Here is a 25,097-nt window from a genome sequence, read left to right on the forward strand (position 1 = left end):
TGTAATAGAAGTTCGAGCGAATCACCAAAAGGAGTTAGATGATGCACAAGGTATTGAAACCGGTATTAAAAATTATATTGACCCTGGTCTTGCCAGCTTGCCTCGTGCTCAACCTGAGTGCCTGCATGACTATGCAAATCGGTGAAAGAAATTTTATACATCCAGATAGCAAGTCAGGCTATAAGCAACAAGAGCAATTTGACCAGGCAGCCTTGCAGCGCGTGGCAAGCAATGCCACTCTGCAAGAACACCGCATTGCCACCACAGATAGCCAGACTTTGCGTGGTGTCAGCATGCTGCAAGCCGGGGCAGGAGCGACAGTATTGTACTTTGGTGGGAATATGTTCCATCTTGACCGCCATGCCGGCCACATCGCCGCGGCCCTGGGTCAATGCAAGCTCAATCTATTTATGTTTGATTATCGTGGTTATGGCCGTAGCACGGGCGAGCCCGGGGTAGCCAATATGCAGAGCGATGCCTTGCAGATTTACGATTACGTGCGCCAGCATAGCCAGGGTAAGCTCATCGTCCATGGACAATCGCTGGGCAGCTTCATGGCTGCCTATGTCGCCCAGCAACGCCAGCCTGATGGACTGGTCATGGAATCGACGGCAAATAATGCCTACGACTGGGCTAGCGCAAATATGCCCTGGTATGCCCGTCCTTTTGTCAGCATAGAATTAAGCCCGGTTTTAAAGAATATTGACAATGCCGCAGCCCTCTCTGCCTATACTGGCAATAGCCTGCTGGTGATGGGCGATAAAGACAAGGTAACGCCGCTGGAGCTGGGTCAAAAGGTCTATGCTGCGATTCCGCAAGGCAATAAGCGCTTATTTGTCAGTGCGGGCGGCGAGCATGATGGTTTATTGGATAGAGGCGATGTACAGGCCACCTATTGCAGCTTTGTGCAAGCCTTTAAGTGAAATAAAACTGTGCTACCGACCTTGGTATGCTTGCGTGGGATAGCGTAAAGCCTCAGACTAGGCTCCCATTCATGCACACACTAACTCAGTTGCTGGCCTGCAGCATGATGTGTGAACGCATTTTTTGAATTGATATCATGAAAAAATCATCCCTGTTATTGCTGCCTGTGACGGTGTCCTTGTTATTGCCTTTGCTGGCAGAGGCGCAAACGCCCGTCTTTCGATGTGAAGTTGATGGCCGCGTTACCTGGTCGGACAAGCCATGCAAAGGCAAGAGCACAGTGGTGAAGGTCAAGCCTCTGAAATCTGGTGTGCCAAATAATACTGACGGCAAGACCAAATAAATGACAGGCGCGATATTGCCTTAACGATAAATTCTCTTTGCGGGAACTTGCCTTATTCACTATAGTCTGAAGATACACAATACTTCAGGAGACTATGTTGAAAAATCATTATTCCCGCCGCTATGTTCTGGCCAGCTTGCTGGCACTGGCAAGTTTACCTGCTGCTGCCGACTGGAGTGGAGGCTGGGGCTGGTTCAAGGGCAAGGGTATCGAAGGTTCTGGCAATGTCCAGAAACAAGACCGCAATGTCACAGGATATTCAAGCGTTGACCTGGCTTTGCCTGTGAAACTGGAACTGCGCCAGGGCGACAAGGAAGGTGTGCAAGTAGAGACTGACGATAATTTGCAGGCACTGGTCGAGACCGTGGTCGAGAGTGGTCATTTGAAAATCCGCAATGCGGAAAAAAATACTTATCCCAAGACCAGGACTCTGAACATCATTGTCTATTGCAAAAATCTCGACAAGATAGCTGTCAGCGGTTCTGGCAAAATCTGGACAGACAAGCTGGCAACAAAAGAATTGCAAGCCAAGATAGGTGGTTCGGGCGATATACAAATCAAGGCTCTGCAGGCCGATAGCCTGAGTGTGGTCATAGGCGGAAGCGGCAATTTCATGGCAGCTGGTACTGCAACCGAATTTGGTGGCACTATCGGTGGCTCGGGTGATATCCAGGTTGGCAAACTGGAAGCCAGTAATGTCAAAATCAAGATAGGTGGTTCTGGCACAGCACAAGTCTGGGCCAAGGACAAACTGGATGTCAGCATAGGTGGCTCCGGCGATGTCAGCTACTACGGTGACCCAAAAATCAGCAAGTCCATAGGTGGATCTGGCAAGGTGACACGCAAGGGTGATATGCCAGGCTAGGCTTGCAACAACATCGTCGCATAGGGCAAACATGTGTGGTACCAGTGTTTGCCCGCGCTATCAGCGCATTTTCATTTCTTCAAATCTTCATTGCTGACGGCTATCACGCCACATAAAAACTAGCGCAAGGGCATGTAGATATTGCTTAATAAGTCTGCAGGTGCAGTATCGCGCGGGTTGTTCAAATATTCTTCAAACGGCGGTGCATCATCTATTTCTTGCCCGGATGCCGGTAGCCATACACCAAAAAACCAGCGATACACTGGCTGCATGTCCGAGTAAGGGCCTTTGTAGGTTAGCACCGCATACTTGCCGCCGCGTAGCTCCGTTAAAGACAGAGGTTCTTGCAATGCCTGCTCCGGCAAAGGTTGTGGCGCGCTGATGCAGGCTTTTGAACGCAGCTTGTCTTCATCCACCGTCATTGCATCGTCGTAGTAAATCCCGAGCCAGCGGGTATCTTCCCTGAATAATTGCCGCGAGGCGGCACAGCCAACCAGAATATCAAAAGTCTTGCTGATGCCCATATAACTGCCGGTATTGTCTATGCTCAATAATTGCACAGGGTCTATGCTGGTGATGCTGACCGGGAAATGCAGGTCAGCACTGAGTTCATCGGGTTGCGGGAATTGCTGGTGGCTACCCTCCTTGCGAAAGCGTGCAGGTGGTTGTCCATAGACAGACGCAAAAATGCGGGTGAACGATTGCAGGTTGGGATAGCCAGAAAATTCTGCGATTTTATCTATCGTCATGTCACTGCGTGACAGCAGGGTAGCTGCTCTTTGCAGGCGCAGGCGCTTGACTGTAGCCACCACGCTCTCGCCATGAATGGCGCGATAGATGCGGTGCCAGTGATAGGGCGACATGCAGGCGATATCAGCCAGCTTGTTCAAATCCAGATCTTCATCAAGATGGGCATGCAGATAGTTGGTAACGCGGGAGAGGCGGCGTTCATAACTGACTTGCAGGGCTGGATTGGTAGACAATGCGGACATGCTGGCCTTGTAAAAAAATGTAGTTGCCGCTTATTTTATACCTATGTAGATGGCGGCTTGTTGTGGTCCCTGATATTCTTCAAAATCAGTCAGGTAGCGACGTTCATGTTCGCCAGCATTGGCAAAATAAGACCAGACCTCACCCCAGCCTTTGATGATGGCGGCAGGCATTTCACCTTCGCAGTTAAACACCATGTAGCGACCCGCAGCGATAGTGATGTTGGCGAATTCTGCTGAGTCTGCTGTGACAGCGACACCCGCAGTTACATCAAACAAACCGCTGGCGTCGCTTTCATAATTGGAATATACGCCATAGATTTTTCCATCGCCGGTTTTGGCAGGCAAGGTCTCAGGCAAATTTTTGGTAAAGAATTGTCCCCATAGAGGACCTATCTTGCCCTTGGTATCATTGGCTTCATCGGCATTGCGGGTGCGTACTTGCAAGCCACTGATCTGGAAATTACTGATGTTTACGAATTTTGTCTGCATGGTTTTTATCCTGTTCTAGAAAATAATGATGGGTTTTACTTCTGCATGGGTTGACGTATGATGGTCTTCCAGTTTGCTGGTGCTGCCTTGCGTATATCACTCAGATAAATCTCATGATGCCTGCCTGTCAGTGCACCATGAGCATTGATGAACTGATGCAGACGATCTATGGTCGGTCCTTCTTCGCTGAAAGGGCCTTTGTGCAATATTTGTGCGCAATGTCCTTCATTGAAAATTTCAAAACGTAATTCCTGCAATGCCGACAGAGTTTTTTTCTTGCCTGCTGCAGCGATGGCAGTTGCCACCATGTCTGCCGTGATAAAGTCAGGCTGCATGATCATCATGGTCCAACGCCATTCGTTTTTGCGGTCTGCGGTAAAAGCTGCCATGTCCTCAGCCCACCACAGACCTTCCAGGGGCATGACGGCATAATCAATTGCCGCGCTGCTCTTCTTGAACATGAACTTCAGGGTGTAAGCTACTGTGAACAAGGCTTCCACGGCTGCGGCATAATGACTGGATGAATTTGGATCACCCTGGCCATCTATCATGAGAAAATGAAACGCAGGCACATCCACTTCCCTCACCGCAGTGGCGGACGCCTGATAGACTGATTTAAATTGCTTCTTCAAGTCCAGTTTTTCCATGATAAAGAGGGGCACTAGTCGTCAATGTGCTCACCTTAACATGAAGGAATTTGACAAATCTTGCGGACTTGAGCCGGAAGGGATGGAGGATGAACAAAAATCTGAGGATACGCTGCGCCACGGAAGCGGATATCGCATCCATGCAAGCCCTGATCGCCCGTTCGGCAATGCAGCTCAGCGCAGGCTTTTATACGCCTGAGCAGGCCCAGGCCTTGCTCGTGCATGTGTTTGGTGTCGATACCCAGCTTATTCATGACCAGACTTATTTTGTCATCGAAGAGCAGGGCAGCTTGCTGGCCTGCGGTGGCTGGAGCAAGCGCAAGACTCTGTTTGGTGGTGACCAGGCCAAGCAGGGCGTGGATAATTTGCTTGATCCGGCGACCGATGCAGCCCGCATACGGGTATTTTTTGTCGAGCCAGCGGCAGCGCGCCGTGGCCTGGGGCGTCTTTTGCTCGAACATTGCATTAACCAGGCGCGGGCAGCAGGATTTACGGTACTGGAACTGGCCGCCACCATGCCAGGCGAGCCACTGTATCTGGCCTGTGGGTTTGCGGTATTTGAGCGTTTTGATCTGGATTTGCCAGATGGCGTGTTTACACCATTATGTCGCATGCGCAAGCAACTGGTTTAAGGTACTTGCCAGGAGGAAATGAGGTGATTCACAGGAAAAGTATATTATTAAATGGCTATTGATTTTTCTGGATACTCCCACACATGCGGGGTGACACGAGCCCTGGGCCGACAAGACTGTGTTCTCCCAGAGACAAAAACCGGGTTTTCCAGCAATGTACGCATGCAATCAAAGTGGCAATTTATGCCAGCCTGTTGTATCTTGTCGCACACATAGTCTTTTCTGAAGAGGTAAGTCGCGTGAAAGGTATCCTGAAGTTTCTGGCTGCTGCCAAGCTGGTTGACCTGTCTGATGAAGAAAAAATGAAATTGCATGGTATCGCGCCGGGCGATGAACTGGTCGAAACCAGCCTGGAGAGCGAAGCTGCAAGCGCCAATCCGCCACCCCTGCCAGACGCAAGCGATGCTGATACTTCCTTACCTCCACCCATAACATACGCGGCCGCTGATGTTGCCAGCGGCAAGTCTTTTGAGGATATCTTTAAAAGCGCCCAGATACCTGATTCCCCTTTCCCTGCTGAACGCTTGCTCAGGCTGCTTGACGGCTTGCGCGCCATGGATGAAGCTACCCGCAAGGCAGCAGTGCATGCCATGGATGCGGCTGACGATAATTGGACTATCGATGATTCCATCATTGATGCACAAAGAAAAATCACTGCACTGGAAGACTATCAAAAAGCACTGGAATCCCAGCTCACCGCCAACCAGCAGCAAGTGATTGCCGAAGTCGCCGATTTGAAAGCGGCAGAAGAAAGAGCCGTTACAGAAATCCGCAAGCAGATCGCTGAAATGGAAAGACTGCTGGCGCGCGAAATACAAAAAACAGCAGAACAGATCACCAATCTGGAAGGTGGGCAAAAAGCTGCCCAGGAAAACTGTGAACGTGAAGTAAAACGCTTGCAGGCAGAAGTAGAAAGATTGCGCGAAATTCCTGCGCAATTTTCACACTGAGTTCTGAATAATTCTGAACAATCCAGACCGAACTTACACTGAACTCGTACTGATTAACAACACATCATCAAGGAATGACCATGGCTACAGCTAGCCCTCTTGCTAAAGGACTTATTGCAGTGATTATCCTCGGAGCCGCAGGCTCTGCGGCCTGGAATCTGGCACTCAAGGACTGGTGGGCCAACCGGGCCGACGCAAAATCCGGTGCGACAGTGACAGCCAGTGCATCGGCAACGAGCAAAGCCAATGGTGTGAAGCCGTCAGGCAAACCTGCTCCTGCTGTAGTGTCGGGCACAGGGCCACTCGGTTCTAGCGGCAACCCCTTGAAAGTCAGCATCGTCAGCTTCCATGGTTATGCGCCTGCGCTGGTTGCCAATGGCAACAGCCTGACTACCCAGCCCAATTCTGTGTATGCAGCCAAGGGCGTGAATATGCAATTCGTCATCCAGGATGACATCCCGGCGCTGGCAACCGTGTTTGAGTCTGGCGCTGCGCAATGCGCATGGCGTACGTCTGACTCCTGGGCGCAGGAACAACCTAATCTACGCAATGCCGGTCTGGATGCGCGTGCTGTGATGGTCGTTGATAATACCCAGGGTGCCGATGCTGTCATCGCCAAAGACAGTGGTATACGCACTATTGAAGACCTGGCTGGTCATTCGGTCGCGGTACTGCAGTTCACCCCTTCGCATGGCATGCTGATTGATGCGATAGAAAATTCTTCGATGACTGCGCGCAAGAAAGAAAGCGTCAAGTTTGTCTTCATCAATGCTGATGAAGGCACGGCGGGTGTGCGCGCTGCGCTGGAATCCGGCAATGTCGATGCCGCCGCCCTGTGGGACCCTGATCTGTCGCTGGCACTGCGCAATGTCAAAGGTGGCCATGTCGTGTATTCGACCAAGACCGCCACCAACCTGATTTTTGACATCATGGTTTGTGACAGCCGCGTACTGGCAAAAGAAGAAAACATTCCGGTTGTCCAGAAATTTGTAGAAGGCTGGATGGAAGGCGTAACACAGGCAAGAGCAAAACCTGACAATGCCGTCGATGCCCTGGTCAATACTGAAGAATTCTTTAAACTGCTGGCCAAGCAGGAAGGTAAGCCTTTCATTAAATCCCTGTTCAGCAACCTGGTATGGACAGGTCTGGAAGATAATGCCCGTATCCTCGGTCTGGTGGGCGGTACCAATCACTATGACCGTGTATACCGTCGTTTTGATGGCATTTACCGTGCGGCGGGTGCATTGGCGAATCCAAAATCGCCCGTCGTCAATCCACAAGAAAGTTTTGACTACCGCTTCATCAAGGCCATGCTGGCCAGGAATACGGCTGTGGAAACGGCAGCTGCCAAGCCACAATATCAATTTACTGAAACTGCACAAAAAGTGGCTACCCAACAAACAGCCAGCGTCACCAAGCCAGTCACCGTCGGTTTTGCTACCGGCAGCGCTGAGCTGACCAAGAAAGCCCAGCGCGTCGTCGATACCGAGATGGTGCCCTTCATAGAAAACAATGGCAGCGCTTATTTTGAAGTCAGCGGTAACAGCGATGGCGTTGGTGCACGTGACTCCAACCTGCGTCTGTCGCAAGCCCGTGCTGCGGCAGTGGTGAAGTATTTGAATGAGCAATGGGAATTCCCTAAAGCACGTTTCAAAATCGTTGGTAATGGCCCGGATAAACCATTGTGTAATGAAGGCAATCCGGCAGCGGATGGCCTGGTGCTGGAAGATTGCCGTAGCCTGAACCGTACTACCCGCATCGGCGTATTTGCACGTTAAGCATCATGACGACATTCTGGAATCCCTACTCACCCATGTCGTCTGGCTTGCGACGCCAGTTGGGCGTCGCAGCTGTGGCCACGGTACTGGTGCTGTGGGCTGCGCTTGCGGCATCCGGCATGGTCAGCCCCACCAGGCTACCATCGCCCTGGGCAGTGGCGCAGGCCATGCTCTACCTGTCATGGAATGAGGGTAACAGCATGTTGTTCAATGCTACCCTGTGGTCGGCTGGCCGGGTATTGGCGGCTGGCCTGCTGGTGATTGCCATAGGCATACCAGTGGGTGTCATGATGGGCGCAGCTCCGCGTTTAAATGCTTTGCTGTCGCCGCTGATCGATCCTTTCCGTTCTGCGCCGGTGGTTGCCTTGCTGCCCATACTCGTCATGTGGCTGGGCATAGGTGAGGTCATGAAAATTGCCTTCCTGTTCATAGGTGCGGTAGTCTATCTGGTGCCCATGGTGCGCGATGCCATACAGGCTGTGCCGCAAAGCTATTACATCAGTGCCCGTGACCTGGGTGCCACACCCTGGGAATGCATACAAAAAGCCGTGCTGCCCATGGCCATGCCGCGTATTGCAGATGCCGTTGTCGTCAGTATCTCGGTCATGTGGACTTATATTACCGTGGCTGAATACGTCAATGCCCGCGAAGGCCTGGGCCAGTTGATACAGAATGCGCGCCGCTTCAGCGCCATGGACCAGGTATTTGCTGGCATCATCGTCATCATCGCGCTGGCGTTGGTGACTTATCAATCGATGCGCCTGTTGAAAAGAAAACTCTATCCATGGGAAACTTCGCAGTGAGTATGGATACCAAGACGGATACCAAGACGGATACTATGGCAGACAGCAGCCCGACAAGCATAATGACGACCACCACTGACATTAGCCTGCAGCTCAATGAAATCGTGCAGGAATATGTCAATGCAGATGGCCCAGTCACCCGCGTGATTGATGGTATCAGCCTGTCTTTCGACAAGCCCACCATCAATATGCTGCTAGGCCCATCAGGCTGCGGTAAAAGCACCTTATTGCACATGATGGGTGGCGTGCGTCCTTTTGGCGTACAGTCACCGACATCTGGCTCTGTACACATCAATGGTGAAGTCTGTGATGGTCCGCATGATGATGCTGTCATGGTGTTCCAGCGCTATGCCAACCGGCCTGACCTGACCGTCTATGAAAATGTTGCATTCCCATTTCGCCTGGGTTTGTGGAAGAAAAAATTCCCCGAAGCTGAGTGGAAAAAACGGGTAGACGATATGCTCGAAGCAGTAGGGCTGACAGATAAAAAAAATCTGTCGTCTGCGCAATTATCTGGCGGCCAAAACCAGCGCGTTGCTTTGGCACGGGCGCTGGTGTTGCGTCCACGCATCCTGCTCATGGATGAACCTTTCGGCGCGCTGGATGCACAGACACGTGAAGAAATGCAGCAACTGCTGATTACCCTGCACAAAACCAGCCCCTGCCTGATCGTTTTCGTCACGCATGATGTGACTGAGGCTTTGCTGCTGGGTGACCGCGTCATTGTACTTTCTACCCAGCCCGCCAAGATTGCGGACGACTTTGAAATTACCGAGAGCCGCCCGCGCTCTGCCGTATGGCAGCGTTCTACCGAAGCAGTCAACATGCAGGAACGTGTACTAACACAACTACACAAACTCAGTCCCGGACGCGGTACGCTCAGAGTCACTATTTGAAATAAAGAATTGAAATAAAGAATTGAAATAAAAACGTGCAGATCAAACAAGTTTCATATGTGAAGGAAATGCTGTACAGCCAGGGCAATATGTTTGCTGTGCTGGGTACGCTCGCCGCCAGCGTCTTGATATCCATACCCTACGGCTTCAATGCCGCACTGCTTCCTCTGATAGGCCTGGTGGCAGGGGAAACCATCGCCGCCATGTTTATCCCGTATTCAGAAAATTTCCGCGCTGCGGTCGACAAGAAATACCGGGAGCAGGAGAGAGCCGCTTCCAGGCAGCACTTCCTGGATGAAATCCACAAGCGCGAAGGCATCGCCTTCAAGGTATTTGGCTCCATGGATGCCTACCAGCGCATGCTGCAGCATGTTGCCTCGCTTTACCAGTATGCCAGTGATAGCCGCACCAGCCTGTCCATGAATGATGTGGAAAAACTTGATGATGCCACCCTCGATTACCTGAGCATGTGGCTAGCCCTGACGGTGATAGAAGAGCGCGCCAATTCCGTCAACATGAAAGAAGTGGAAACGCGCCTGGAACGCATCGATCAGGATTTACAAGATATCAAACCGGGCATGGACCAGTTGCAATTGCAAAAAGCGCGCAATGATTATCTTTCCCTCATCACGCGCCAGCGCCGCATGCTGAGCCGCAAGGCGGCGATAGAGGCAGCCATCATTTCCATGCCCGACCAGATGGATGAGATTTACCAAACCATCATGACTGCACCGACTTCATCCGATGTTGATTCCAAGCTGGCAGAATCGATCGCCAAGCTGGGACTGGAAGAAGACCTGGAAGCGGAATTGGAGGGTGCATTGCGCGATACCATGCCTGTCATTTCGCAAGAACTGGAAAACCGCAAGCAAAGTCGCATTGCAGCCGGAGTAAAAGTACAGCCGCAGGCACAGAAAAATACGCAGTAAATACCGGAAGGCATATTATGGAATACAGCATCATCACCGAGCAAGATTTGCAGGAACTGGCAGATTTCGAGCTGGCACAGGCTAGGGTAAAAAATGCGTTGAAGCTCGCCGGTGAAGAGGGCGCTGTGGGCTTGCTGCGCTTCTTTGCCCGCTATACAAGCTGGAATGGTTTTTTCGGTTCTGGCGTGGCTTCACTGTCCGGCAAGATAGGCCGCTCGCGTACTATGTTTGTTGACCAGACCGTGGCAGAGCGCTTGCTCAATGACCGCAGTGTCTTTATTGCGAGTTTTTTCTTTGATGCTGCGCGTGATGAATTCGATGACCGTGATACGGAATACCGCGATACCCATCGTTGCCTGGCGCAGGCAACCCTGGCTGGTTTATTGCGTTACGCACGTCAGCAGGGCTATACCGCATCCACTGCAGAACTGAATAAAATGCTCAATGAACCCGCCTGGTTAAAGACCCTGAATGCCAAGGTCGCTCAGGGTTATGGCAATGGCAGTGAAGACAGCAGGGATACCATCATGGCAGCGATAGGCTACCATCTGGGCTCAGAAATCCTGGCTGACCGTGAGTTCTCGATGATAGATGAATACCTGCGCAAGGAGCAAAAAGAAGTTACCCGTTTCTTGAAAAAAGCCAAGCAGGAAATCGCTGGTCAAAGTCATCCATGCTACCAATGGTTGCAGATACATAGTGGCCATGGCGGCGCAGCCGAGGCTGACCATTTTGCATGGGCCACCAAAGGTGCCGAACTGGCCTTTACTTATAGCCCCAAAAAAGAACATGCAGCCATGCGTGCCAGCCTGGATCATGGCTTCCAGACTTTTGCCAGGCATCACAAAACTTTTTTCGAAGCGATAGTTCGATAAAACGATCAACTCATGATCAATTCACGCTCAGTTCACGCTTAGTTATTTACCTAAAAGAGGATCAACATGTCTGACAGTAATTTCATCGCCCGCTTATCCAATCTTTGGTCAGGCTTCGTCTCATTGTGGATTACCGATGTGGAAAAACGCCACCCGGAAATCGCCTACCAGAATTCCATCGATTCCATGATAAGCAAGTACACCAAGCTCAAGGCCGCGACTGCTGCCATCATACGCCGCAGGCAGGACGTAGAAGCGCGCCTGAAAGCTGAGCAAGCAGAACTGGCATCCATCACCGCTGACCTCGAAGGTGCTATCGCCACCAACCAGGACGATCTGGCAGTGGTGTTGATACAAAAGAAAAACGCCCTCGATGCCAGTGTCGCAGCTCTGCAAGATGACATGAAAATCGCCCAGACCGATGCCGACGATGCCAAGGATTCTCTGCTGCAAGTCAAAGGCGAGATCGATAAACTCAAGGCAGAAAAAGACCGCATGCTGGCGCAGATGCACAGTGCACAAGCACGTGTGTCGATACAGAACCAGCTCGAAGGCTTGTCTGTCGATGCCGAAGTCAAGGCGCTCAGCAATGTGCGTGACCATATCAAGAACACCGTGGCTGAAGCCAACCTGGGTCAGGAATTGCGCAGCTCTGATCTCGACGTACGTCTGGCCAAATTACGCCAGAGCAGTGGTGCAGTGACAGCCAAGCAACAACTGGAAGACATGAAAAAAGCCCGGGCTGGCCAGGCTGAAGCTAACAGCGGTGGCAAGACCATGTAATTGGCTTTAATAATGCTTGTCAACATCCCTTGTCACCAGTGAATAATTACAGCAAAGAGACAGAGCAAACATCCATGAGCGAACCTGGCACTAGCAAGCGCACGCTGCCCGTCTGGGCAGAACAGCTAAGACAGAAATATCTGGCGGGCGAAGCTTCTGTCTTCGTCTTGTATGGCAATGTATTTGACCGTTATCTCGTCGACGGTGTCGCCCATGGGATGACTGAGTTTTTGTCTCAGGTCCTGCTGAAGGAAAACAAGAACCGCATCATGGAAATCAGCCTTGACCGCGGTGTGCGTTTCCTGCAAGGCGCAACGACAGAAGAAAAAGAAGTCTTGTACGGCTATCTGGCTGACAAGGGCTTGCCGGGCATCTTTGAATCGGTAGAGCGCCGCATGCGTGAACATGCGTCGAATGCTGTGATTTTCCCCTATGCGGGCACGATCTTCCCGAATGGCGACCCACAAATGATGTCGCTGGAAGACCGCATTGCCTTCACTACCCTGCATCGCTGGTCACTCGATGATGCACTGGCGCAAAAAGACAATGTCGTCATCCTGCTGTGTGAGTCATTGGCTGAGATCAATCAAGCCATCATGTCCAATCCCAAGGTGGCAGCAGTAGAAGTACCGATTCCACAAGAAGCTGAGCGTGAAATAGCAGTCAGACATTACGCACCCAAGATGGAAGAGCAGCAAGTCAAATTGCTGGCCAAGCAAACTGCGGGTTTGCGCGTGATACAACTGAGCAGCATCGTTGCGGCAGAAGGCCCACAAGGCTTGCGTGAAGCTGAGCGCACCAAACTCATCGCCAGCCTCTTGCAAGGCCAGGCCAATGCGGAAGAGCGGGCAGCAAAACTATCGGCCATCACTGCTGGTATGACACCGGAAGAAATCGCCCACCTGATAGACCCGGGCAAGACTTTGTCGAAGGATGTGGATATTGATCCTTACTCCGAGATGATGGAAATAGTACGCAAGCGCAAACGTGAGCTAATAGAAAAAGAATGCGCTGGCCTCATCGAATTCATTGAACCCAAGCATGACCTCAGTGCGGTCGGTGGCAATGAAAACATCAAGACAGAACTCATGGAAATTGCCAAGGCCATTAAATCTGGCGATAAGGCAAGATCACCCATGGGTTTGCTGGCAGTGGGTGCGATGGGTGCGGGCAAGACTTTTGTCATCAAGGCTTTCTTGAAAGAGGCGGGTTTGTCAGGCGTGAGTCTGAAAAACTTTCGCTCGAAATGGGTGGGTTCTACCGAGGCCAATCTTGAGCGTGTCTTGAACGCAGTCAAGGCCATGGGCCCTATCGCCGTGGTCATTGATGAAGGTGACCGCAGCTTTGGCAAACAGGGCGATGACTCTGACGGCGGCACCAGTTCACGTGTGATTGCCCGTCTCAAAGAATTCATGTCCGATACCGAGAACCGCGGCAAGGTCTTGTTCATCCTCATGACCAACCGCCCGGATAAGCTTGATACCGACATCAAACGCCCAGGTCGCCTGGACAGGAAAATCCCTTTCTTCTATGCCGATACTGCCACTGAACGCGCCGACATCGTCAAGGCCATACTCAGTCGTTATGACGTCAAGTGCTCGATAGACTGGGCCAATACCTTGCCGGTGTTTGATGTCTTGCGCGGTTATTCAAATGCCGATCTGGAAGCAGTAGCCTTGCTGGCGCTGGAGTTTGCCAAACGTGGCGATGGTGAAATTACGTCGGCGATTTTTGAGATGGCCGTGGCCGACTTCATGCCACCACAAGAAACACAAATGATCGCCTTCATGGAAATGCTGGCCGTGTTTGAAACTTCACGCCGCTCCATGTTGCCGGACCGCTTCAAGAATATGACACCGCAAGAAGTGCAGCAGCAATTGCAAATCTTGCGCAATGCAATTTAAATTTTATCTATATCCAGGAGAAAATCATGTTTCCATTTTTCGCACCGCAATCCCTGAGTGATAATGCCATCATCGCCGCCAGCAAAACCATGTTGCAGGTAGCAAAAACTGACGGCATACATCCTGCAGAAGTTACCTTGATTAAAAGCTTTTATGAGGGCAGTATCAGTGCTGCCAGCCATCCTTCTTTTGATGAGTTACTGGCCGCTGCCGATGCTTATACACTGTCTGCAAGCGATTTCGCGACCGAGCAGGAACGTGAAATGGTGCTTGCTTTGAGCGTCATGACAGGTTTTGCCGATGGCACATTCAGCGATGCAGAAACCCAGGCCGTGCGCAATATCGCCGCCGCTTTGAATTTAGCGCCCACACGTTTTGATGAAATCAATGAAGCCATCAAGGATCACATGCTGGCGCAGATATCACATTTGCCGGATGCAGGATCGGTCGCAGTAGTGGCAAAAGAACTGGGCTAATCCATATTGTGCTTAGTTGATCGATGTTGATCGATGTTGATCGATGTAGGTGGGCCCTGATATTCCAGCTTGCATACCCTGACTGAATATCTTGTGGCCCCGCTCATAAGGGGAAGGCATGCAAAATCGTTCGCATCCAGGAAAGCGACTATTTCTATTATTGGCTGGCCTCTGCCTGGCCATACTTTGTGTGGCAGGCCTGGCCCTGGCGGTATTCTGGGCACCTGATAAACCGCTGGACGAATTGACAGCCCGCTGGGCGCCAGCACCTTCACAGTTCATCACAGTGGATGGCATATCCGTGCATGTGCGGGATGAAGGCGTGCGCGATGATCCTGCGCCCATAGTCCTGATACATGGCACCTCCGCCAGCCTGCATACCTGGGAAGCCTGGGTAGCAGCACTGAAAGCACAGCACCGCGTCATCAGCATGGATATCCCGGCATTTGGCTTGACTGGCCCCAGGCCGGATGCGGATTACCATAGCCCAGCCTATGCCAGGTTCATGCTTGATTTGCTTGATACCATGAAAGTCGGGCATTTCATCATAGGCGGCAATTCTCTGGGTGGCGAAGTGGCCTGGCAAGTGGCAGTAGCTGCCCCACAAAGAGTGGAGCGCCTGATCCTGGTGGATGCTGGTGGCTATGCCTTCAAGCCTGTTTCCATGCCCCTGGGTTTTCGTCTTGCCCGCATGCAGCAATTGTCCTGGATCACTGAGCATACCCTGCCACATCATATGATGGAAGCCAGCGTCAGGAATGTTTATGGCGATCCTGAAAAAGTCACGCCTGCACTGGTGGAGCGATATACCGCCATGACCCTGCGTGCCGGCAATCGCCATGCGCTGGGTCAGCGCTTCCAGCAAACCGATCCAGGTGCTCAGGCTGCCAGCATCAAAAGCATACGCATTCCCACGCTCATCATCTGGGGTGGGCAAGACAGATTGATACCACCAGAAAATGCCAGGCGATTTAATGAAGATATTGCAGGAAGCAAGCTGGTGATGTTTGATAAGCTGGGCCATGTGCCGCACGAAGAAGATCCGGCAGCGACGGTGGCAGCGGTGAAAGAATTTTTGAAGTAACTGTTGGCTGTAAATTTTAGCCGTTAATGCTCAATGTAAATACAGTTGGACGTAAACGCAAAAAGCCCACCAGGGGTGGGCATTCCATTCATTCGGGCAAACTATCAACAACCCATGCTATCTGCATGGTGGCACTGACTGGTGCATTACCCGTGCTATCTGCGCGGTGTAATGTGGTGGTGTTTGCCTGCACCTGTTGGTCCGCTATAGTTCGGTCCATGACAGGGTATACCACGAATGAGATCCTTCAACACTTCACTACACCATTTCCCGGTTCGCATGGACATGCAAAACCAGCCGGTGAGAATGAAGGCGCTTTGGAGTAGGCTGAGCTTACTCTGCGGTCTTGTTCACAGGATGCACTAGGCATCCAGAGAACTCCTATGTATCATATGAGTTCTAATGACAATACCATCTTCCCCAGATCCATGCTATCTGCGTGGTACCAAGGGCCGGTAAGTATCATTCTGCGCATCAGCATTTTGTACAAGACGAAAACACTGACAGATGAAGGGGTGTCGCCATGCGCCCGACTAATCCCCAGCAACCCATGCTATCTGCGTGGTGTCACTGGCCGGTATTACTGAATTAGTCAAAGAGCGCTACGACTGGGTAAATTGAATTTACCCTGCAAGGAGACTTTATTAAGACAGAATCTGGATGTTGCTGGCTTTGTCGCCTTTAGGACCGGCTGTGCGCTCGAAAGACACACGCTGGTTTTCGCTCAGGCTTTTGAAACCGCTGGACTGTATGTCCTGGAAGTGGGCGAACAAATCTGCACCACCTGCATCAGGAGCGATAAAGCCGAAGCCCTTGGCATCGTTGAACCATTTAACTATACCTGTTTGAGTACTCATGTTTTTTCCTTTTGATAAAACCATAGGCAAAATCGCCCAAAATGGACTTGTAAGCAAGTGATAAAACCAGTGGAAAAAAGACAGAACAGCCAGAGAGATAAAGCTATGCGGAATTGGGACCAACAAATTAAGGACTTGATGCAAGTACCGGACGGAATATACACGTTTACTTTGAAAGTGCCTAATTCTTTTTGAAAATATTTTGAGACGCTATTCATACGGGTGTCAGGCTGGTATCTAATTGCTTTGCTTTTTGAGTTTCAAAAAAACTGCATTTACTGATGATTGCGCCTGATGAATTACTGCATCTTCATAGGAAAACAAATAGTAAAACTGTCCGATGTAACAATTGATTTTCTTGCTTGACAAGCGGATAGGTGAACCCGATTATTTAGTGTTAAAGACAAGATATTTTGCAGTCCTACATTAACCGCATACATGAAGGTGCCAGGCAATGAAACACTATTTTGAATATCAGGATTCCAAGTCTTATAAATTTTGGCAAGTAGAAATTGAAGCAAATACGCTGAATGTGAAGTACGGCAAGATAGGTACTGCAGGGCAAGAAAAAGTCAGCAGCTTTGATACTCCAGAAAAAGCACAAAAGGAAATGGAAAAGCTGATTAACGAAAAAACCAAGAAAGGCTATGTAGAAAAAACCGATGCCAGCGCGAAAAAAATAGCGCGTCGTATCGGCGTCAGTTACGACGAAGCAGAAGAAGGCAAGACCTTGCTGGAAAAAGTCACAGCTTTCCTGGAAACGACACAGGCAACTGAAGTGGAATCACTGGTGTTTGCTGCATGGGAAGAAGCATATGACAACAGCCCGCAAGAATCTCTTGACCTGATTATCGCCAATCCAGGCAAACTGCCACAATTGAAAGAATTGTTTGTCGGTGATATGGATTCAGAAGAGTGCGAGATATCCTGGATCACCCAGGCCGATTACACCCAACTGTTTGCCGCCTTCCCAACACTGGAACGTCTGCATATTAAAGGTTCCAAAGACCTGATCTTGTCTGCCCTGCCAATCAAGCATGAGCATCTTAAAGCCTTGACTATAGAATGTGGTGGCTTGCCTAAAACAGCCATAGAAAAAATTGCGACTGCCCATTTACCTAATCTCGAATATCTGCGACTGTATATTGGTGTCGATAATTATGGTTTTGATGGCAAGCTTGATGATTTGCGCCCTTTCATGCAAAAAGGCCTGTTCCCAAAATTAAAATATCTGGGTCTGGTCGATAGTGAAATCGCCAATGAAATCGCAATTGAGATTGCCCAGGCATCCGTACTGGAACAACTGGAGACCCTGGACTTGTCCCTGGGTACCCTCACCGATGCAGGCGGTCGTGCCTTACTCGATAGCAGCAAGATAGCAGGGCTAAAAAAGCTGGACCTGCATTATCACTATCTGTCGAATGAGATGATCAAGGAATTCAAAAAACTCTCTATCCTGGTCGACGTCACGGATCAGCAAGAAGCTGAAGACGAGGATGAAGATGGAGAGGGCTGGCGTTATCCGGCGGTGACAGAATAAAGACAGATGCAAAAGAAATCTCGTTTTGTACTGATAGGCAATCCTGAAAATCGGCGCGTACATTTTTTTCAGGAAGCATTACAGCAAGCAGGGCAGGATGCTGCCCTGGTCATCCCCTACCTGAGTATCTTGCATGGGGAGTGCGTACTAAGTGAAATAATTGGAGATGGCGATATCCTCAGGGTAGAGTCGCCTGGTGAAAACTTTGCCGTAGAAAAGAAAATACTCGCCTTCGGCGGTCTGGAAAATGCTGAAGAACTAGCAGATGAATGCGGCAGGATTTATCACCCGCGGCTATGGTTCCAGGGGTTTTCCAGATTGATAGACTCCATAATGCAGCAGGCGGGAAATGTGAGCTGGTTCAATCACCCTGAGGAGATTGTCAGCATGTTCAACAAGCCTTTGTGCAAACAAATACTACAGACGTATACGCTACCCAGCTTGCCCAATTTTTCTTGTTATGAGGAGTTTTTTGCCTATGCAGAAAAGCAGGCCTATAGCCGTTTCTTCATCAAACTGAATTCCAGCTCTTCTGCTTCTGGCATCGTCGCCTATGAATACAATAAAAGTAATGGCAAAGAACAGGCTTACTCTACGGTAGAACTGGTGCATGGTATAGACGGTGCGCGTTATTACAATTCATTGAAAATCAAAAAATATACCCAGCCCGAGGCTATACGAAATATCCTGGATTTTTTATTCACCGAGGGTGCAATGGTAGAAAGTTGGATACCCAAGGCCAGGCATGAAGACAGCTCTTATGATTTGCGGGTGGTCGGTATCGCTGGTCAGCGCAGACACGCCATTGCCAGACTTAGCCGCGGCCCCATGACCAATCTGCATCTGGGCAACCAGCGCTGTGCTGTGGATGAGCTGGAATTATCCTCATCGACCTGGCAAGAGATCGATATCCTGGTAGAAAAAACCATGCAGGCTTTTCCACGCTCCCTGTATGCCGGGCTGGATATTCTCTTGCCCCGGAATGGTAAAGCACCCGTGTTATTGGAAGCCAATGCCTTCGGCGATTTGCTGCCTAATTTGTTGCACAATGGCGAGAATACCTATCTGGCAGAAATCAATGCAGTCCTGGAAAGACAGAGGCTGGCTCATGCATAGTGCAAAGAAAGCCAGCCTGCTTTTTGATATAGACAATACCCTGGTCAACAGGGATGCTGCTTTCCATGCTTACTTAAGAAATTTCATCAGCAGGAATCAGGCAGAATTTTCTGGTGAAGACATGTCTGTGGTTCATGAAGAGATAATGGCGCTGGACTGCCATGGCAGGAAAGATCGCGAGCTCTTTTGTCATGACCTATTGCAACGTTACCCTGATCTTCCTTACACCGCAGAGAGCTTGTGGCAAGATCATATGTCATTGCCAGAATTCGTGAAGCCAGATCAGGCACTCAATGAGATGCTGGAGCGCTTATCTGCAGATTATCAACTCATGATTATTTCCAATGGGTCGGCAAATATGCAGCGTCGAAAATTGCAACGAGCAGGTCTTAGGGATTATTTTGAACATATCTTTATTTCTGCTGAAGTCGGGTATGCCAAACCTGATCATCGTTTGTTTTCGCATGCCTTAAGCCATAGTCACCATGACAGTGTGGTCATGATAGGTGACGACTACATCAATGATATGCAGCCAGCCATGGTCATGAAATTAACAACGGTTTTCATCAATCCTGAAAATGAAAACTTCGCTATCAGGCCAGACCATGAGTTATCCAGTATCCATGATCTTGAGGAGGTTCTGACATGCATGATATGAACCAGATCGTTGGCAAGAGCAATATACTCTTCATTACTCTGGATACCCTGCGCTTTGATATTGCACAACAGGAGCTAGCCGCAGGTCGCACGCCTTTTCTTGCCAGTCTATTGCCAGCCGGGTGGGAAGAACGTCATGCGCCTGGCTCTTTTACCTATGCATCGCATTGCGCTTTTTTTGCTGGTTTTTTACCTACGCCAGCCAGACCCGGTGTGCATGAACGTCTATTTTCATTGAAGTTCGCGGGCAGTGAAACCACGGGTACATCCAGCTATTGCTTTGATACACCCGATATTGTCAGTGGTTTTTCTGACATAGGCTACCGCACTATCTGCATAGGTGGGGTCGGGTTTTTTAAAAAACAAAACCCTCTGTCCTGTGTCTTGCCCAATCTGTTCCAGGAAAGTTACTGGCAGCCAGAGTTTGGCGTGACCGATCCTGAATCGACCCGGCATCAGGTCGAATTCGCCATCAGGCTGTTGCAAGAAAAACCGGATCAAAAAGTTTTTTTATTTATGAATTTATCTGCACTACATCAACCCAATTGTCATTACCTGCCTGGTGTCGAGGGCATCGCTGGCGATAGCCTGGATAGTCATGCTGCGGCCTTGCGTTATATAGATAGCCAGTTGCCACCCTTGTTTCAGGCTCTCAATCAAGTTGGTGATAGCTTCGTGATTATCAGTTCTGATCATGGTACGACCTATGGCGAAGACGGTTATACAGGCCACCGTTTGGGACATGAAAAGGTCTGGACTATTCCCTATGCTGATTTTCATATGACGCGCGGGAGCCTGGCATGACAGAGATCGCACACGCATTCCACCGCTATCTGGAAGAGAGCAATCGTTTTCAAAGCTATCTATATTCTTATCCGCACAAAACTGCGTACAGGGCTTTTGAAGAAAAGCTGAATTTAAAAGAACTCTGGGCAACAGAGAAAAAGCATGCGCTGTATCTCTACACGCATATTCCTTTTTGCCGCATGAAATGCGCATTCTGTAATTTGTTTACGGTGTCGCATCCCAGGGAAGACCTGGTCAATCTCTACCTTAAAAAAATCCAGCTGGAAGCTGAAGTGGTAAGGGATAGCCTGGGTGATTTCAACTTTGCCGGTTATGCCATCGGTGGTGGTACACCCAGCCACCTGGATATCAAACAACTGGAGCAATTATTCTCTGTCTACACCAATACGCTGGGCGTAGATTTGCAAAACACGCCAGGTTCTTTCGAGATTTCACCTGATACCATCAATGATGAAAAGCTGACGTTCTTGTCGCAACACGGTGTGCAAAGACTCAGTATAGGTATACAAAGCTTCATCGAATCCGAGGCACGTTCTGTAGGCCGTGTGCAGCCTGAAACCATGATGGAACCTTTGCTGGAGAAAATAAGCAGCTATCAATTCCCGATCTTTAATCTGGATCTGATTTATGGTATTCCAGGACAAACGCCGGAAACCTGGCTGGCCTCTCTACAAAAAGCGGTGCAGTTCCAACCGACGGAGGTTTTTCTCTATCCGTTGTATGTACGCCCATTGACTTCACTCTTCAAGAAGCATGGCAGCATACAAATTGCCCAGCATGAAGACATACGTACCAGCTTATACCGCATAGGGCGGGACTTCTTGCAGAGCCAGGGTTATGTGCAAGACTCCATGCGTTTGTTCCGCAAACCGGTTACTGGCCTGCGTGAAAGCTCAGAGTATTCATGCCAGGAAGATGGCATGATAGGTCTGGGAACGAATGCACGCTCTTATACCACCGATGTGCATTATTCTACGGAATATGCAGTATCCAAAGCCAATGTGGCAGCAATCATCGATGATTATGTGGCTAAAGAACGTGGTGATTTCATGACGGCCAGTTATGGCATACGCCTGTTGGAAGATGACAGGAAAAGGCGTTACCTCATCAAGTCTTTACTGAAAGCACAAGGCCTGGATGGCGCGCATTATCAAAGCATTTATGGGACGGATGTGTATGCTGATTTTCCTGAGCTGCAAATCCTGCTGGAAATGAATCTGGCGCAAGAGAGTGGCGGGCGCATGCAGTTGCAGGGTGAAGGCATGGCTTATTCTGACCTCATTGGCCACTGGTTTATTTCGCCGGCAGTCAAACAAAAGATGCAGGAGTATGTCAACAAATGAGCCTGAAAGTCATTTATCGCGGCCACCTGACAGATTGCAATTACAGTTGCGAATACTGCCCCTTTGCCAAAGAAAAAAACAGCCGTGAATTGCAGGCACTGGATAAAAAAGACTTGGACAGGTTCGTCACCTGGGTAGAACAAAACAGCAGTGCAGCACAGCCCATGGAAGTGTTTATTACGCCCTATGGCGAAGCCCTGGTGCGTAAATGGTATCAGGAAGCAGTGATACGTTTGTCGCATTTGGCGCATGTGAGCAAAGTGGCGGCACAAACCAATCTGGCATGGAATACGCAATGGCTGTCCCGCTGCAATACCAAGACCACGGCTTTATGGACTACCTATCACCCTGATTTTGTGACCGAAGAAAAATTCATCGGTAAATGTAATGAACTGGCTGCCTTGCAGATACGCCATAGCGTAGGTGTAGTGGGGCTAAAACAACACTTCCCACAAATTACTTCTTTGCGCCAGCGCCTGCCACAGGATGTGTATATGTGGATCAATGCCTATAAGCGAGAAGTAGATTATTACTCGGAAGCAGAAATCGCTTTCCTGGAAGACATCGATTACCTGTTCAGGTTGAACCTGCCCTGGTATGAAAGCATGGGTAAAGACTGCAAGGCTGGCAGTGAGGTGGTGTCCATAGAAGGCAATGGCGACCTGTTCCGCTGCCATTTCATCAAAACCCGTAAAGGCAATATCTTTACAGACCCGCTGGCCAGCATGCTTAAGAAAGAAGTGTGCAATAAAGCGACTTGTCACTGCCACATAGGCTACATCCATCTGGATGCCATGCAATCGCATGAAGTATATGGCAGCGGCTTGCTGGAAAGAATACCCGTGCGTTTTGCAGGATGAGTGGAAAATGAGATAAAGTGTTTTGTCTTATATGATTTTTTCATGCTTTTAGCTGAAAACAATCGTTTGTCGTCTATACACAAGGAAGTAATATCGGTTCAACCTAAAGCTCATTAGCATAGAAAGTGATCCTGTATGAAAGTAACTTCAAACTCAGCCTTAGACTTGCCACAGCGACGAAATGCCTTACTGGTAACAGCCTTGCTGTCTACCCTATCTGCCATGTCTGCACAGGCGCAGGAAATTATCCCGCCGCAGTCTGATACTGTGATCGTGACGGGTACGCGCAGCATCAAGCGTACCGTGTCTGACTCTGAAGCGCCGGTTGATATCCTGACTTCCAAAGACTTGCAATCGACAGGCTCTGGTGAACTGGCAGCGGTCTTGAGCCGCTTGCTGCCTTCCTTGAATTTCCCACGTCCAGCCGTAGCAGATGGCACTTCTGCTAGTCGCCCTGCACAATTGCGTGGCCTCTCACCTGACCAGACCCTGGTGCTGGTCAATGGCAAGCGCTGGCATACTTCGGCTGTGGTGAATGTGAATGGCACGGCAGGGCGTGGTTCTTCACCGGCTGACTTGAATACCATCCCCATCAGTTCCATAGAAAAAATAGAAGTCTTGCGTGATGGCGCAGCAGCGCAATATGGTTCTGATGCGATTGCTGGTGTCATCAACATCATCCTCAAAAAAGGCGCTGACGGCGGTGAAGTGCAAGCCGGTGCAGGTCAATACGGCAAACGTGACGGTACACAGGCCAGCCTGAGCGCCAACTTTGGCACGAGCTTGGGTGACAAGGGCTGGGCGCGCTTTACCGCAGAACAGCGCAACCAGAATGAAACCAACCGCGCCGGTGCTGACTTCCGTAATCCGCTAGAACCTCTGTATGGCAGGGTTAATCAGGTACAGGGTGACCCCAAGCTGCAACAGACCAACCTGGGGGCCAATGCCTCGCTGGCACTGGCGACAGACATGGAATTGTATGGCTTCGCCAACTATAGTCGTCGCAGTACCGATGCTGCTGCGACCTGGCGCACGGCCTACACTACGGGCACGGCTTTGCGCACCCCGCTATACCCAAATGGTTTCTTGCCGAATGAAGCTGCGACGAATACGGATGTGTCTGTCGTAGGTGGTGTCAAGGGACGCGCAGATGGCTGGCGCTGGGATGCCAGTGTCAATTATGGTTACAGCGAATTCAGTCTCGACGTCAACAATACCGTCAACCTGAGCCTGGGTGCCACCAGCCCTACGAAGTTTTATGCGGGCAAGTTGAAAAATACACAGACCCTGGCAAATTTTGATGCGGCGAAAGAATTTGAATTTGCCGGCCTGGCGAATCCATTGACGCTGGCCGTTGGTGCAGAATACCGCCGTGATCAGTACGAGATCGGTGCGGGTGAGGCGAATTCTTATTTTGGTAGCGGTGCCCAGGGTTTCTCTGGTTTTCAGCCCAGCAATGCAGGTAATTTCAGCCGTCACAGTGCATCTATCTATACCAATATAGAAGCTGAACTGAGCAAGCAACTGAGTGCTTCGCTGGCCCTGCGTCATGAGAACTATAGCGACTTTGGCAGTGTCACTTCTGGCAAATTATCTGGCCGTTTTGAATTCACTAAAGAATTTGCCTTGCGAGCCGCTGCATCGAATGGTTTCCGCGCACCTTCACTGGCGCAACAGAATTACACCATCTCCACGACAAATCTGCTGACCATCAATGGCACATCGCAACTGGTGGATACCGGCACTTTTGGCGTTGCCACGGCAGCGGCCAAGGCGCTGGGGGCAGTACCACTGGAAGCAGAAAAATCACGCAATTACAGCCTGGGCGCAGTCCTGCAACCCAGCAAGAATGCCACCCTGAGTATTGATGCCTATCAAATCGATATCGATAATCGTATCCTGTATTCTGGCAACCTGGTCTTACCGACGGCATTGCAAAGCGTGCTGGCCAAGCAAGGTGTGCTGGTCGGTGCGGCACGTTATTTCACCAATGCGCTGGATACCAAGACCCGCGGTGTAGACGTGGTTGGCTCTTATCAAATCCCCTTGTCGTCTAATGACAAACTGGGCTTTACCCTGGCCTATAATCACAATGACACGACGGTAAAAAATGTAGCGGCCAATCCGGCAATTCTGACGCAAAACAACCTCTTGCTGATAGACAGGCAAACCATCAACCGCGCAACCGAGGCAACACCCAAAGACAAATTCAGTATCGCGGCTGACTATGCCTACAGTAACTGGAATATCCATGGCCTGGCGACCCGCTATGGCAGTTTTGTCTCGCCGCAAAACAGCGTGGCACTGGATCAAACTTATAGCGCCAATGTGGTACTGGACCTGGCAGCCAGCGTCAAACTCGGTAAATGGACCATCAGTGCCGGTGTCGATAATCTGACTGACAAATACCCGGATCAGGTGACCTCGGCAGGGAATTTGAATTCTGGCGGAACTCTGCCTTACAGCACGTTTTCGCCTTATGGCTTCAATGGCCGTTACTACTATGCCAAGGCTGCTTACGCCTGGTAATCATGTGATTTGAATTTA

General features: G+C 50.2%; 26 protein-coding genes. 21 read left to right on the forward strand and 5 right to left on the reverse strand.

What is annotated here, in order from left to right; translation table 11 throughout:
• The first annotated feature begins 41 nt into the window (after positions 1-41).
• The 3 genes from ACO0LC_RS16360 (at position 42) to ACO0LC_RS16370 (ending at position 2,132) form a co-directional block, all read left to right on the forward strand.
• Positions 42-923, forward strand: a complete 882-nt coding sequence (locus ACO0LC_RS16360) for an alpha/beta hydrolase (RefSeq protein WP_423004934.1) — start codon at positions 42-44, stop codon at positions 921-923.
• A gap of 137 nt (positions 924-1,060) precedes the next feature.
• The gene (locus tag ACO0LC_RS16365) at positions 1,061-1,267 is read left to right on the forward strand and encodes a hypothetical protein (protein ID WP_423004936.1); all 207 of its coding nucleotides are present in this window, start codon (positions 1,061-1,063) and stop codon (positions 1,265-1,267) included.
• Positions 1,268-1,361: 94 nt separating this feature from the next.
• Positions 1,362-2,132: a head GIN domain-containing protein gene (locus tag ACO0LC_RS16370; RefSeq protein WP_423004938.1), complete on the forward strand. Its 771-nt coding sequence runs from the start codon at positions 1,362-1,364 to the stop codon at positions 2,130-2,132.
• Between the two features lie 119 nt (positions 2,133-2,251).
• On the opposite strand, the gene ACO0LC_RS16375 is transcribed toward ACO0LC_RS16370, so the two are convergent.
• Genes ACO0LC_RS16375 through ACO0LC_RS16385 form a run of 3 tightly spaced genes read right to left on the reverse strand, consistent with a single transcriptional unit; the run spans position 2,252 to position 4,260 of the window.
• The gene (locus tag ACO0LC_RS16375; RefSeq protein WP_423004940.1) at positions 2,252-3,124 is read right to left on the reverse strand and encodes an AraC family transcriptional regulator; all 873 of its coding nucleotides are present in this window, start codon (positions 3,122-3,124) and stop codon (positions 2,252-2,254) included.
• 30 nt (positions 3,125-3,154) lie between these two features.
• Positions 3,155-3,613, reverse strand: coding sequence for a GyrI-like domain-containing protein (locus ACO0LC_RS16380; protein WP_423004942.1), 459 nt, complete (start codon positions 3,611-3,613; stop codon positions 3,155-3,157).
• 35 nt (positions 3,614-3,648) lie between these two features.
• Positions 3,649-4,260, reverse strand: coding sequence for a GyrI-like domain-containing protein (locus ACO0LC_RS16385; protein WP_423004944.1), 612 nt, complete (start codon positions 4,258-4,260; stop codon positions 3,649-3,651).
• Between the two features lie 89 nt (positions 4,261-4,349).
• Here ACO0LC_RS16385 and ACO0LC_RS16390 point away from each other — a divergent pair, with 89 nt between their 5' ends.
• The 11 genes from ACO0LC_RS16390 to ACO0LC_RS16440 all read left to right on the forward strand — a co-directional run bounded on the left by ACO0LC_RS16390 (position 4,350) and on the right by ACO0LC_RS16440 (position 15,370).
• Positions 4,350-4,892, forward strand: coding sequence for a GNAT family N-acetyltransferase (locus tag ACO0LC_RS16390; RefSeq protein WP_423004946.1), 543 nt, complete (start codon positions 4,350-4,352; stop codon positions 4,890-4,892).
• A gap of 239 nt (positions 4,893-5,131) precedes the next feature.
• The gene (locus tag ACO0LC_RS16395) at positions 5,132-5,842 is read left to right on the forward strand and encodes a hypothetical protein (protein WP_423004948.1); all 711 of its coding nucleotides are present in this window, start codon (positions 5,132-5,134) and stop codon (positions 5,840-5,842) included.
• An 80-nt stretch (positions 5,843-5,922) separates the two neighbouring features.
• A complete protein-coding gene (locus ACO0LC_RS16400) occupies positions 5,923-7,620 on the forward strand; it encodes a phosphate ABC transporter substrate-binding/OmpA family protein (RefSeq protein ID WP_423004950.1) in 1,698 nt (565 codons plus the stop codon).
• A 5-nt stretch (positions 7,621-7,625) separates the two neighbouring features.
• The gene (locus tag ACO0LC_RS16405; protein ID WP_423004952.1) at positions 7,626-8,423 is read left to right on the forward strand and encodes an ABC transporter permease; all 798 of its coding nucleotides are present in this window, start codon (positions 7,626-7,628) and stop codon (positions 8,421-8,423) included.
• Positions 8,424-8,425: 2 nt separating this feature from the next.
• The gene (locus ACO0LC_RS16410; RefSeq protein WP_423004954.1) at positions 8,426-9,319 is read left to right on the forward strand and encodes an ABC transporter ATP-binding protein; all 894 of its coding nucleotides are present in this window, start codon (positions 8,426-8,428) and stop codon (positions 9,317-9,319) included.
• 35 nt (positions 9,320-9,354) lie between these two features.
• Positions 9,355-10,248: a hypothetical protein gene (locus ACO0LC_RS16415; RefSeq protein ID WP_423004956.1), complete on the forward strand. Its 894-nt coding sequence runs from the start codon at positions 9,355-9,357 to the stop codon at positions 10,246-10,248.
• Between the two features lie 17 nt (positions 10,249-10,265).
• Entirely contained in the window at positions 10,266-11,123 is an 858-nt protein-coding gene (locus ACO0LC_RS16420; RefSeq protein ID WP_423004958.1) for a hypothetical protein, read from the forward strand.
• Between the two features lie 66 nt (positions 11,124-11,189).
• A complete protein-coding gene (locus tag ACO0LC_RS16425) occupies positions 11,190-11,906 on the forward strand; it encodes a PspA/IM30 family protein (RefSeq protein WP_162061092.1) in 717 nt (238 codons plus the stop codon).
• A gap of 74 nt (positions 11,907-11,980) precedes the next feature.
• On the forward strand, positions 11,981-13,810 hold the full coding sequence (locus ACO0LC_RS16430) for an ATP-binding protein (RefSeq protein ID WP_423004960.1): 1,830 nt from the start codon (positions 11,981-11,983) through the stop codon (positions 13,808-13,810).
• Positions 13,811-13,836: 26 nt separating this feature from the next.
• Positions 13,837-14,286 carry a TerB family tellurite resistance protein gene (locus ACO0LC_RS16435; protein WP_423004962.1) on the forward strand — a complete coding sequence of 150 codons (450 nt, stop codon included), beginning with the start codon at positions 13,837-13,839 and terminating at the stop codon, positions 14,284-14,286.
• Between the two features lie 118 nt (positions 14,287-14,404).
• Positions 14,405-15,370: an alpha/beta fold hydrolase gene (locus ACO0LC_RS16440; protein ID WP_423004964.1), complete on the forward strand. Its 966-nt coding sequence runs from the start codon at positions 14,405-14,407 to the stop codon at positions 15,368-15,370.
• A gap of 88 nt (positions 15,371-15,458) precedes the next feature.
• Here ACO0LC_RS16440 and ACO0LC_RS16445 read toward each other — a convergent pair whose 3' ends face one another.
• A complete protein-coding gene (locus ACO0LC_RS16445) occupies positions 15,459-15,590 on the reverse strand; it encodes a hypothetical protein (protein ID WP_423004966.1) in 132 nt (43 codons plus the stop codon).
• Between the two features lie 424 nt (positions 15,591-16,014).
• Positions 16,015-16,227 (reverse strand): cold-shock protein, encoded by a 213-nt coding sequence (locus ACO0LC_RS16450; RefSeq protein ID WP_110256361.1) that lies wholly within the window; start codon positions 16,225-16,227, stop codon positions 16,015-16,017.
• A 454-nt stretch (positions 16,228-16,681) separates the two neighbouring features.
• On the opposite strand from ACO0LC_RS16450, the gene ACO0LC_RS16455 reads away from it, so the two are divergent.
• From ACO0LC_RS16455 to ACO0LC_RS16485, 7 genes are all read left to right on the forward strand, one after another.
• Positions 16,682-17,767: an STM4015 family protein gene (locus ACO0LC_RS16455; RefSeq protein WP_423004968.1), complete on the forward strand. Its 1,086-nt coding sequence runs from the start codon at positions 16,682-16,684 to the stop codon at positions 17,765-17,767.
• A gap of 6 nt (positions 17,768-17,773) precedes the next feature.
• Positions 17,774-18,883 (forward strand): STM4014 family protein, encoded by a 1,110-nt coding sequence (locus ACO0LC_RS16460; protein ID WP_423004970.1) that lies wholly within the window; start codon positions 17,774-17,776, stop codon positions 18,881-18,883.
• A complete protein-coding gene (locus ACO0LC_RS16465) occupies positions 18,876-19,541 on the forward strand; it encodes an HAD family hydrolase (RefSeq protein WP_423004972.1) in 666 nt (221 codons plus the stop codon). The genes ACO0LC_RS16460 and ACO0LC_RS16465 overlap by 8 nt, the downstream gene beginning before the upstream one ends.
• Positions 19,529-20,344 carry an STM4013/SEN3800 family hydrolase gene (locus ACO0LC_RS16470; RefSeq protein ID WP_423004974.1) on the forward strand — a complete coding sequence of 272 codons (816 nt, stop codon included), beginning with the start codon at positions 19,529-19,531 and terminating at the stop codon, positions 20,342-20,344. Before ACO0LC_RS16465 ends, ACO0LC_RS16470 begins: the two co-directional genes overlap by 13 nt.
• Entirely contained in the window at positions 20,341-21,690 is a 1,350-nt protein-coding gene (locus ACO0LC_RS16475; RefSeq protein ID WP_423004976.1) for an STM4012 family radical SAM protein, read from the forward strand. Before ACO0LC_RS16470 ends, ACO0LC_RS16475 begins: the two co-directional genes overlap by 4 nt.
• Complete coding sequence (locus ACO0LC_RS16480; RefSeq protein ID WP_423004978.1) at positions 21,687-22,550, forward strand: STM4011 family radical SAM protein; 864 nt, start codon at positions 21,687-21,689, stop codon at positions 22,548-22,550. Before ACO0LC_RS16475 ends, ACO0LC_RS16480 begins: the two co-directional genes overlap by 4 nt.
• A 165-nt stretch (positions 22,551-22,715) precedes the next feature.
• Complete coding sequence (locus ACO0LC_RS16485; protein ID WP_423004980.1) at positions 22,716-25,079, forward strand: TonB-dependent receptor plug domain-containing protein; 2,364 nt, start codon at positions 22,716-22,718, stop codon at positions 25,077-25,079.
• Positions 25,080-25,097 lie beyond the last annotated feature (18 nt).

Origin of the sequence: Undibacterium sp. JH2W (assembly GCF_049340425.1) — a bacterium.
Lineage (GTDB): Bacteria > Pseudomonadota > Gammaproteobacteria > Burkholderiales > Burkholderiaceae_D > Undibacterium.

What these genes read in the sequence shown, in the direction of transcription:
- ACO0LC_RS16360 (WP_423004934.1), top strand. Translation starts at nt 42, where the DNA reads ATGCACAAGGTATTGAAACCGGTATTAAAAATTATATTGACCCTGGTC.
- ACO0LC_RS16365 (WP_423004936.1), top strand. Translation starts at nt 1,061, where the DNA reads ATGAAAAAATCATCCCTGTTATTGCTGCCTGTGACGGTGTCCTTGTTA.
- ACO0LC_RS16370 (WP_423004938.1), top strand. Translation starts at nt 1,362, where the DNA reads ATGTTGAAAAATCATTATTCCCGCCGCTATGTTCTGGCCAGCTTGCTG.
- ACO0LC_RS16375 (WP_423004940.1), bottom strand. Translation starts at nt 3,124, where the DNA reads ATGTCCGCATTGTCTACCAATCCAGCCCTGCAAGTCAGTTATGAACGC.
- ACO0LC_RS16380 (WP_423004942.1), bottom strand. Translation starts at nt 3,613, where the DNA reads ATGCAGACAAAATTCGTAAACATCAGTAATTTCCAGATCAGTGGCTTG.
- ACO0LC_RS16385 (WP_423004944.1), bottom strand. Translation starts at nt 4,260, where the DNA reads ATGGAAAAACTGGACTTGAAGAAGCAATTTAAATCAGTCTATCAGGCG.
- ACO0LC_RS16390 (WP_423004946.1), top strand. Translation starts at nt 4,350, where the DNA reads ATGAACAAAAATCTGAGGATACGCTGCGCCACGGAAGCGGATATCGCA.
- ACO0LC_RS16400 (WP_423004950.1), top strand. Translation starts at nt 5,923, where the DNA reads ATGGCTACAGCTAGCCCTCTTGCTAAAGGACTTATTGCAGTGATTATC.
- ACO0LC_RS16405 (WP_423004952.1), top strand. Translation starts at nt 7,626, where the DNA reads ATGACGACATTCTGGAATCCCTACTCACCCATGTCGTCTGGCTTGCGA.
- ACO0LC_RS16410 (WP_423004954.1), top strand. Translation starts at nt 8,426, where the DNA reads ATGGATACCAAGACGGATACCAAGACGGATACTATGGCAGACAGCAGC.
- ACO0LC_RS16420 (WP_423004958.1), top strand. Translation starts at nt 10,266, where the DNA reads ATGGAATACAGCATCATCACCGAGCAAGATTTGCAGGAACTGGCAGAT.
- ACO0LC_RS16425 (WP_162061092.1), top strand. Translation starts at nt 11,190, where the DNA reads ATGTCTGACAGTAATTTCATCGCCCGCTTATCCAATCTTTGGTCAGGC.
- ACO0LC_RS16430 (WP_423004960.1), top strand. Translation starts at nt 11,981, where the DNA reads ATGAGCGAACCTGGCACTAGCAAGCGCACGCTGCCCGTCTGGGCAGAA.
- ACO0LC_RS16435 (WP_423004962.1), top strand. Translation starts at nt 13,837, where the DNA reads ATGTTTCCATTTTTCGCACCGCAATCCCTGAGTGATAATGCCATCATC.
- ACO0LC_RS16440 (WP_423004964.1), top strand. Translation starts at nt 14,405, where the DNA reads ATGCAAAATCGTTCGCATCCAGGAAAGCGACTATTTCTATTATTGGCT.
- ACO0LC_RS16445 (WP_423004966.1), bottom strand. Translation starts at nt 15,590, where the DNA reads ATGGACCGAACTATAGCGGACCAACAGGTGCAGGCAAACACCACCACA.
- ACO0LC_RS16450 (WP_110256361.1), bottom strand. Translation starts at nt 16,227, where the DNA reads ATGAGTACTCAAACAGGTATAGTTAAATGGTTCAACGATGCCAAGGGC.
- ACO0LC_RS16455 (WP_423004968.1), top strand. Translation starts at nt 16,682, where the DNA reads ATGAAACACTATTTTGAATATCAGGATTCCAAGTCTTATAAATTTTGG.
- ACO0LC_RS16460 (WP_423004970.1), top strand. Translation starts at nt 17,774, where the DNA reads ATGCAAAAGAAATCTCGTTTTGTACTGATAGGCAATCCTGAAAATCGG.
- ACO0LC_RS16465 (WP_423004972.1), top strand. Translation starts at nt 18,876, where the DNA reads ATGCATAGTGCAAAGAAAGCCAGCCTGCTTTTTGATATAGACAATACC.
- ACO0LC_RS16470 (WP_423004974.1), top strand. Translation starts at nt 19,529, where the DNA reads ATGCATGATATGAACCAGATCGTTGGCAAGAGCAATATACTCTTCATT.
- ACO0LC_RS16475 (WP_423004976.1), top strand. Translation starts at nt 20,341, where the DNA reads ATGACAGAGATCGCACACGCATTCCACCGCTATCTGGAAGAGAGCAAT.
- ACO0LC_RS16480 (WP_423004978.1), top strand. Translation starts at nt 21,687, where the DNA reads ATGAGCCTGAAAGTCATTTATCGCGGCCACCTGACAGATTGCAATTAC.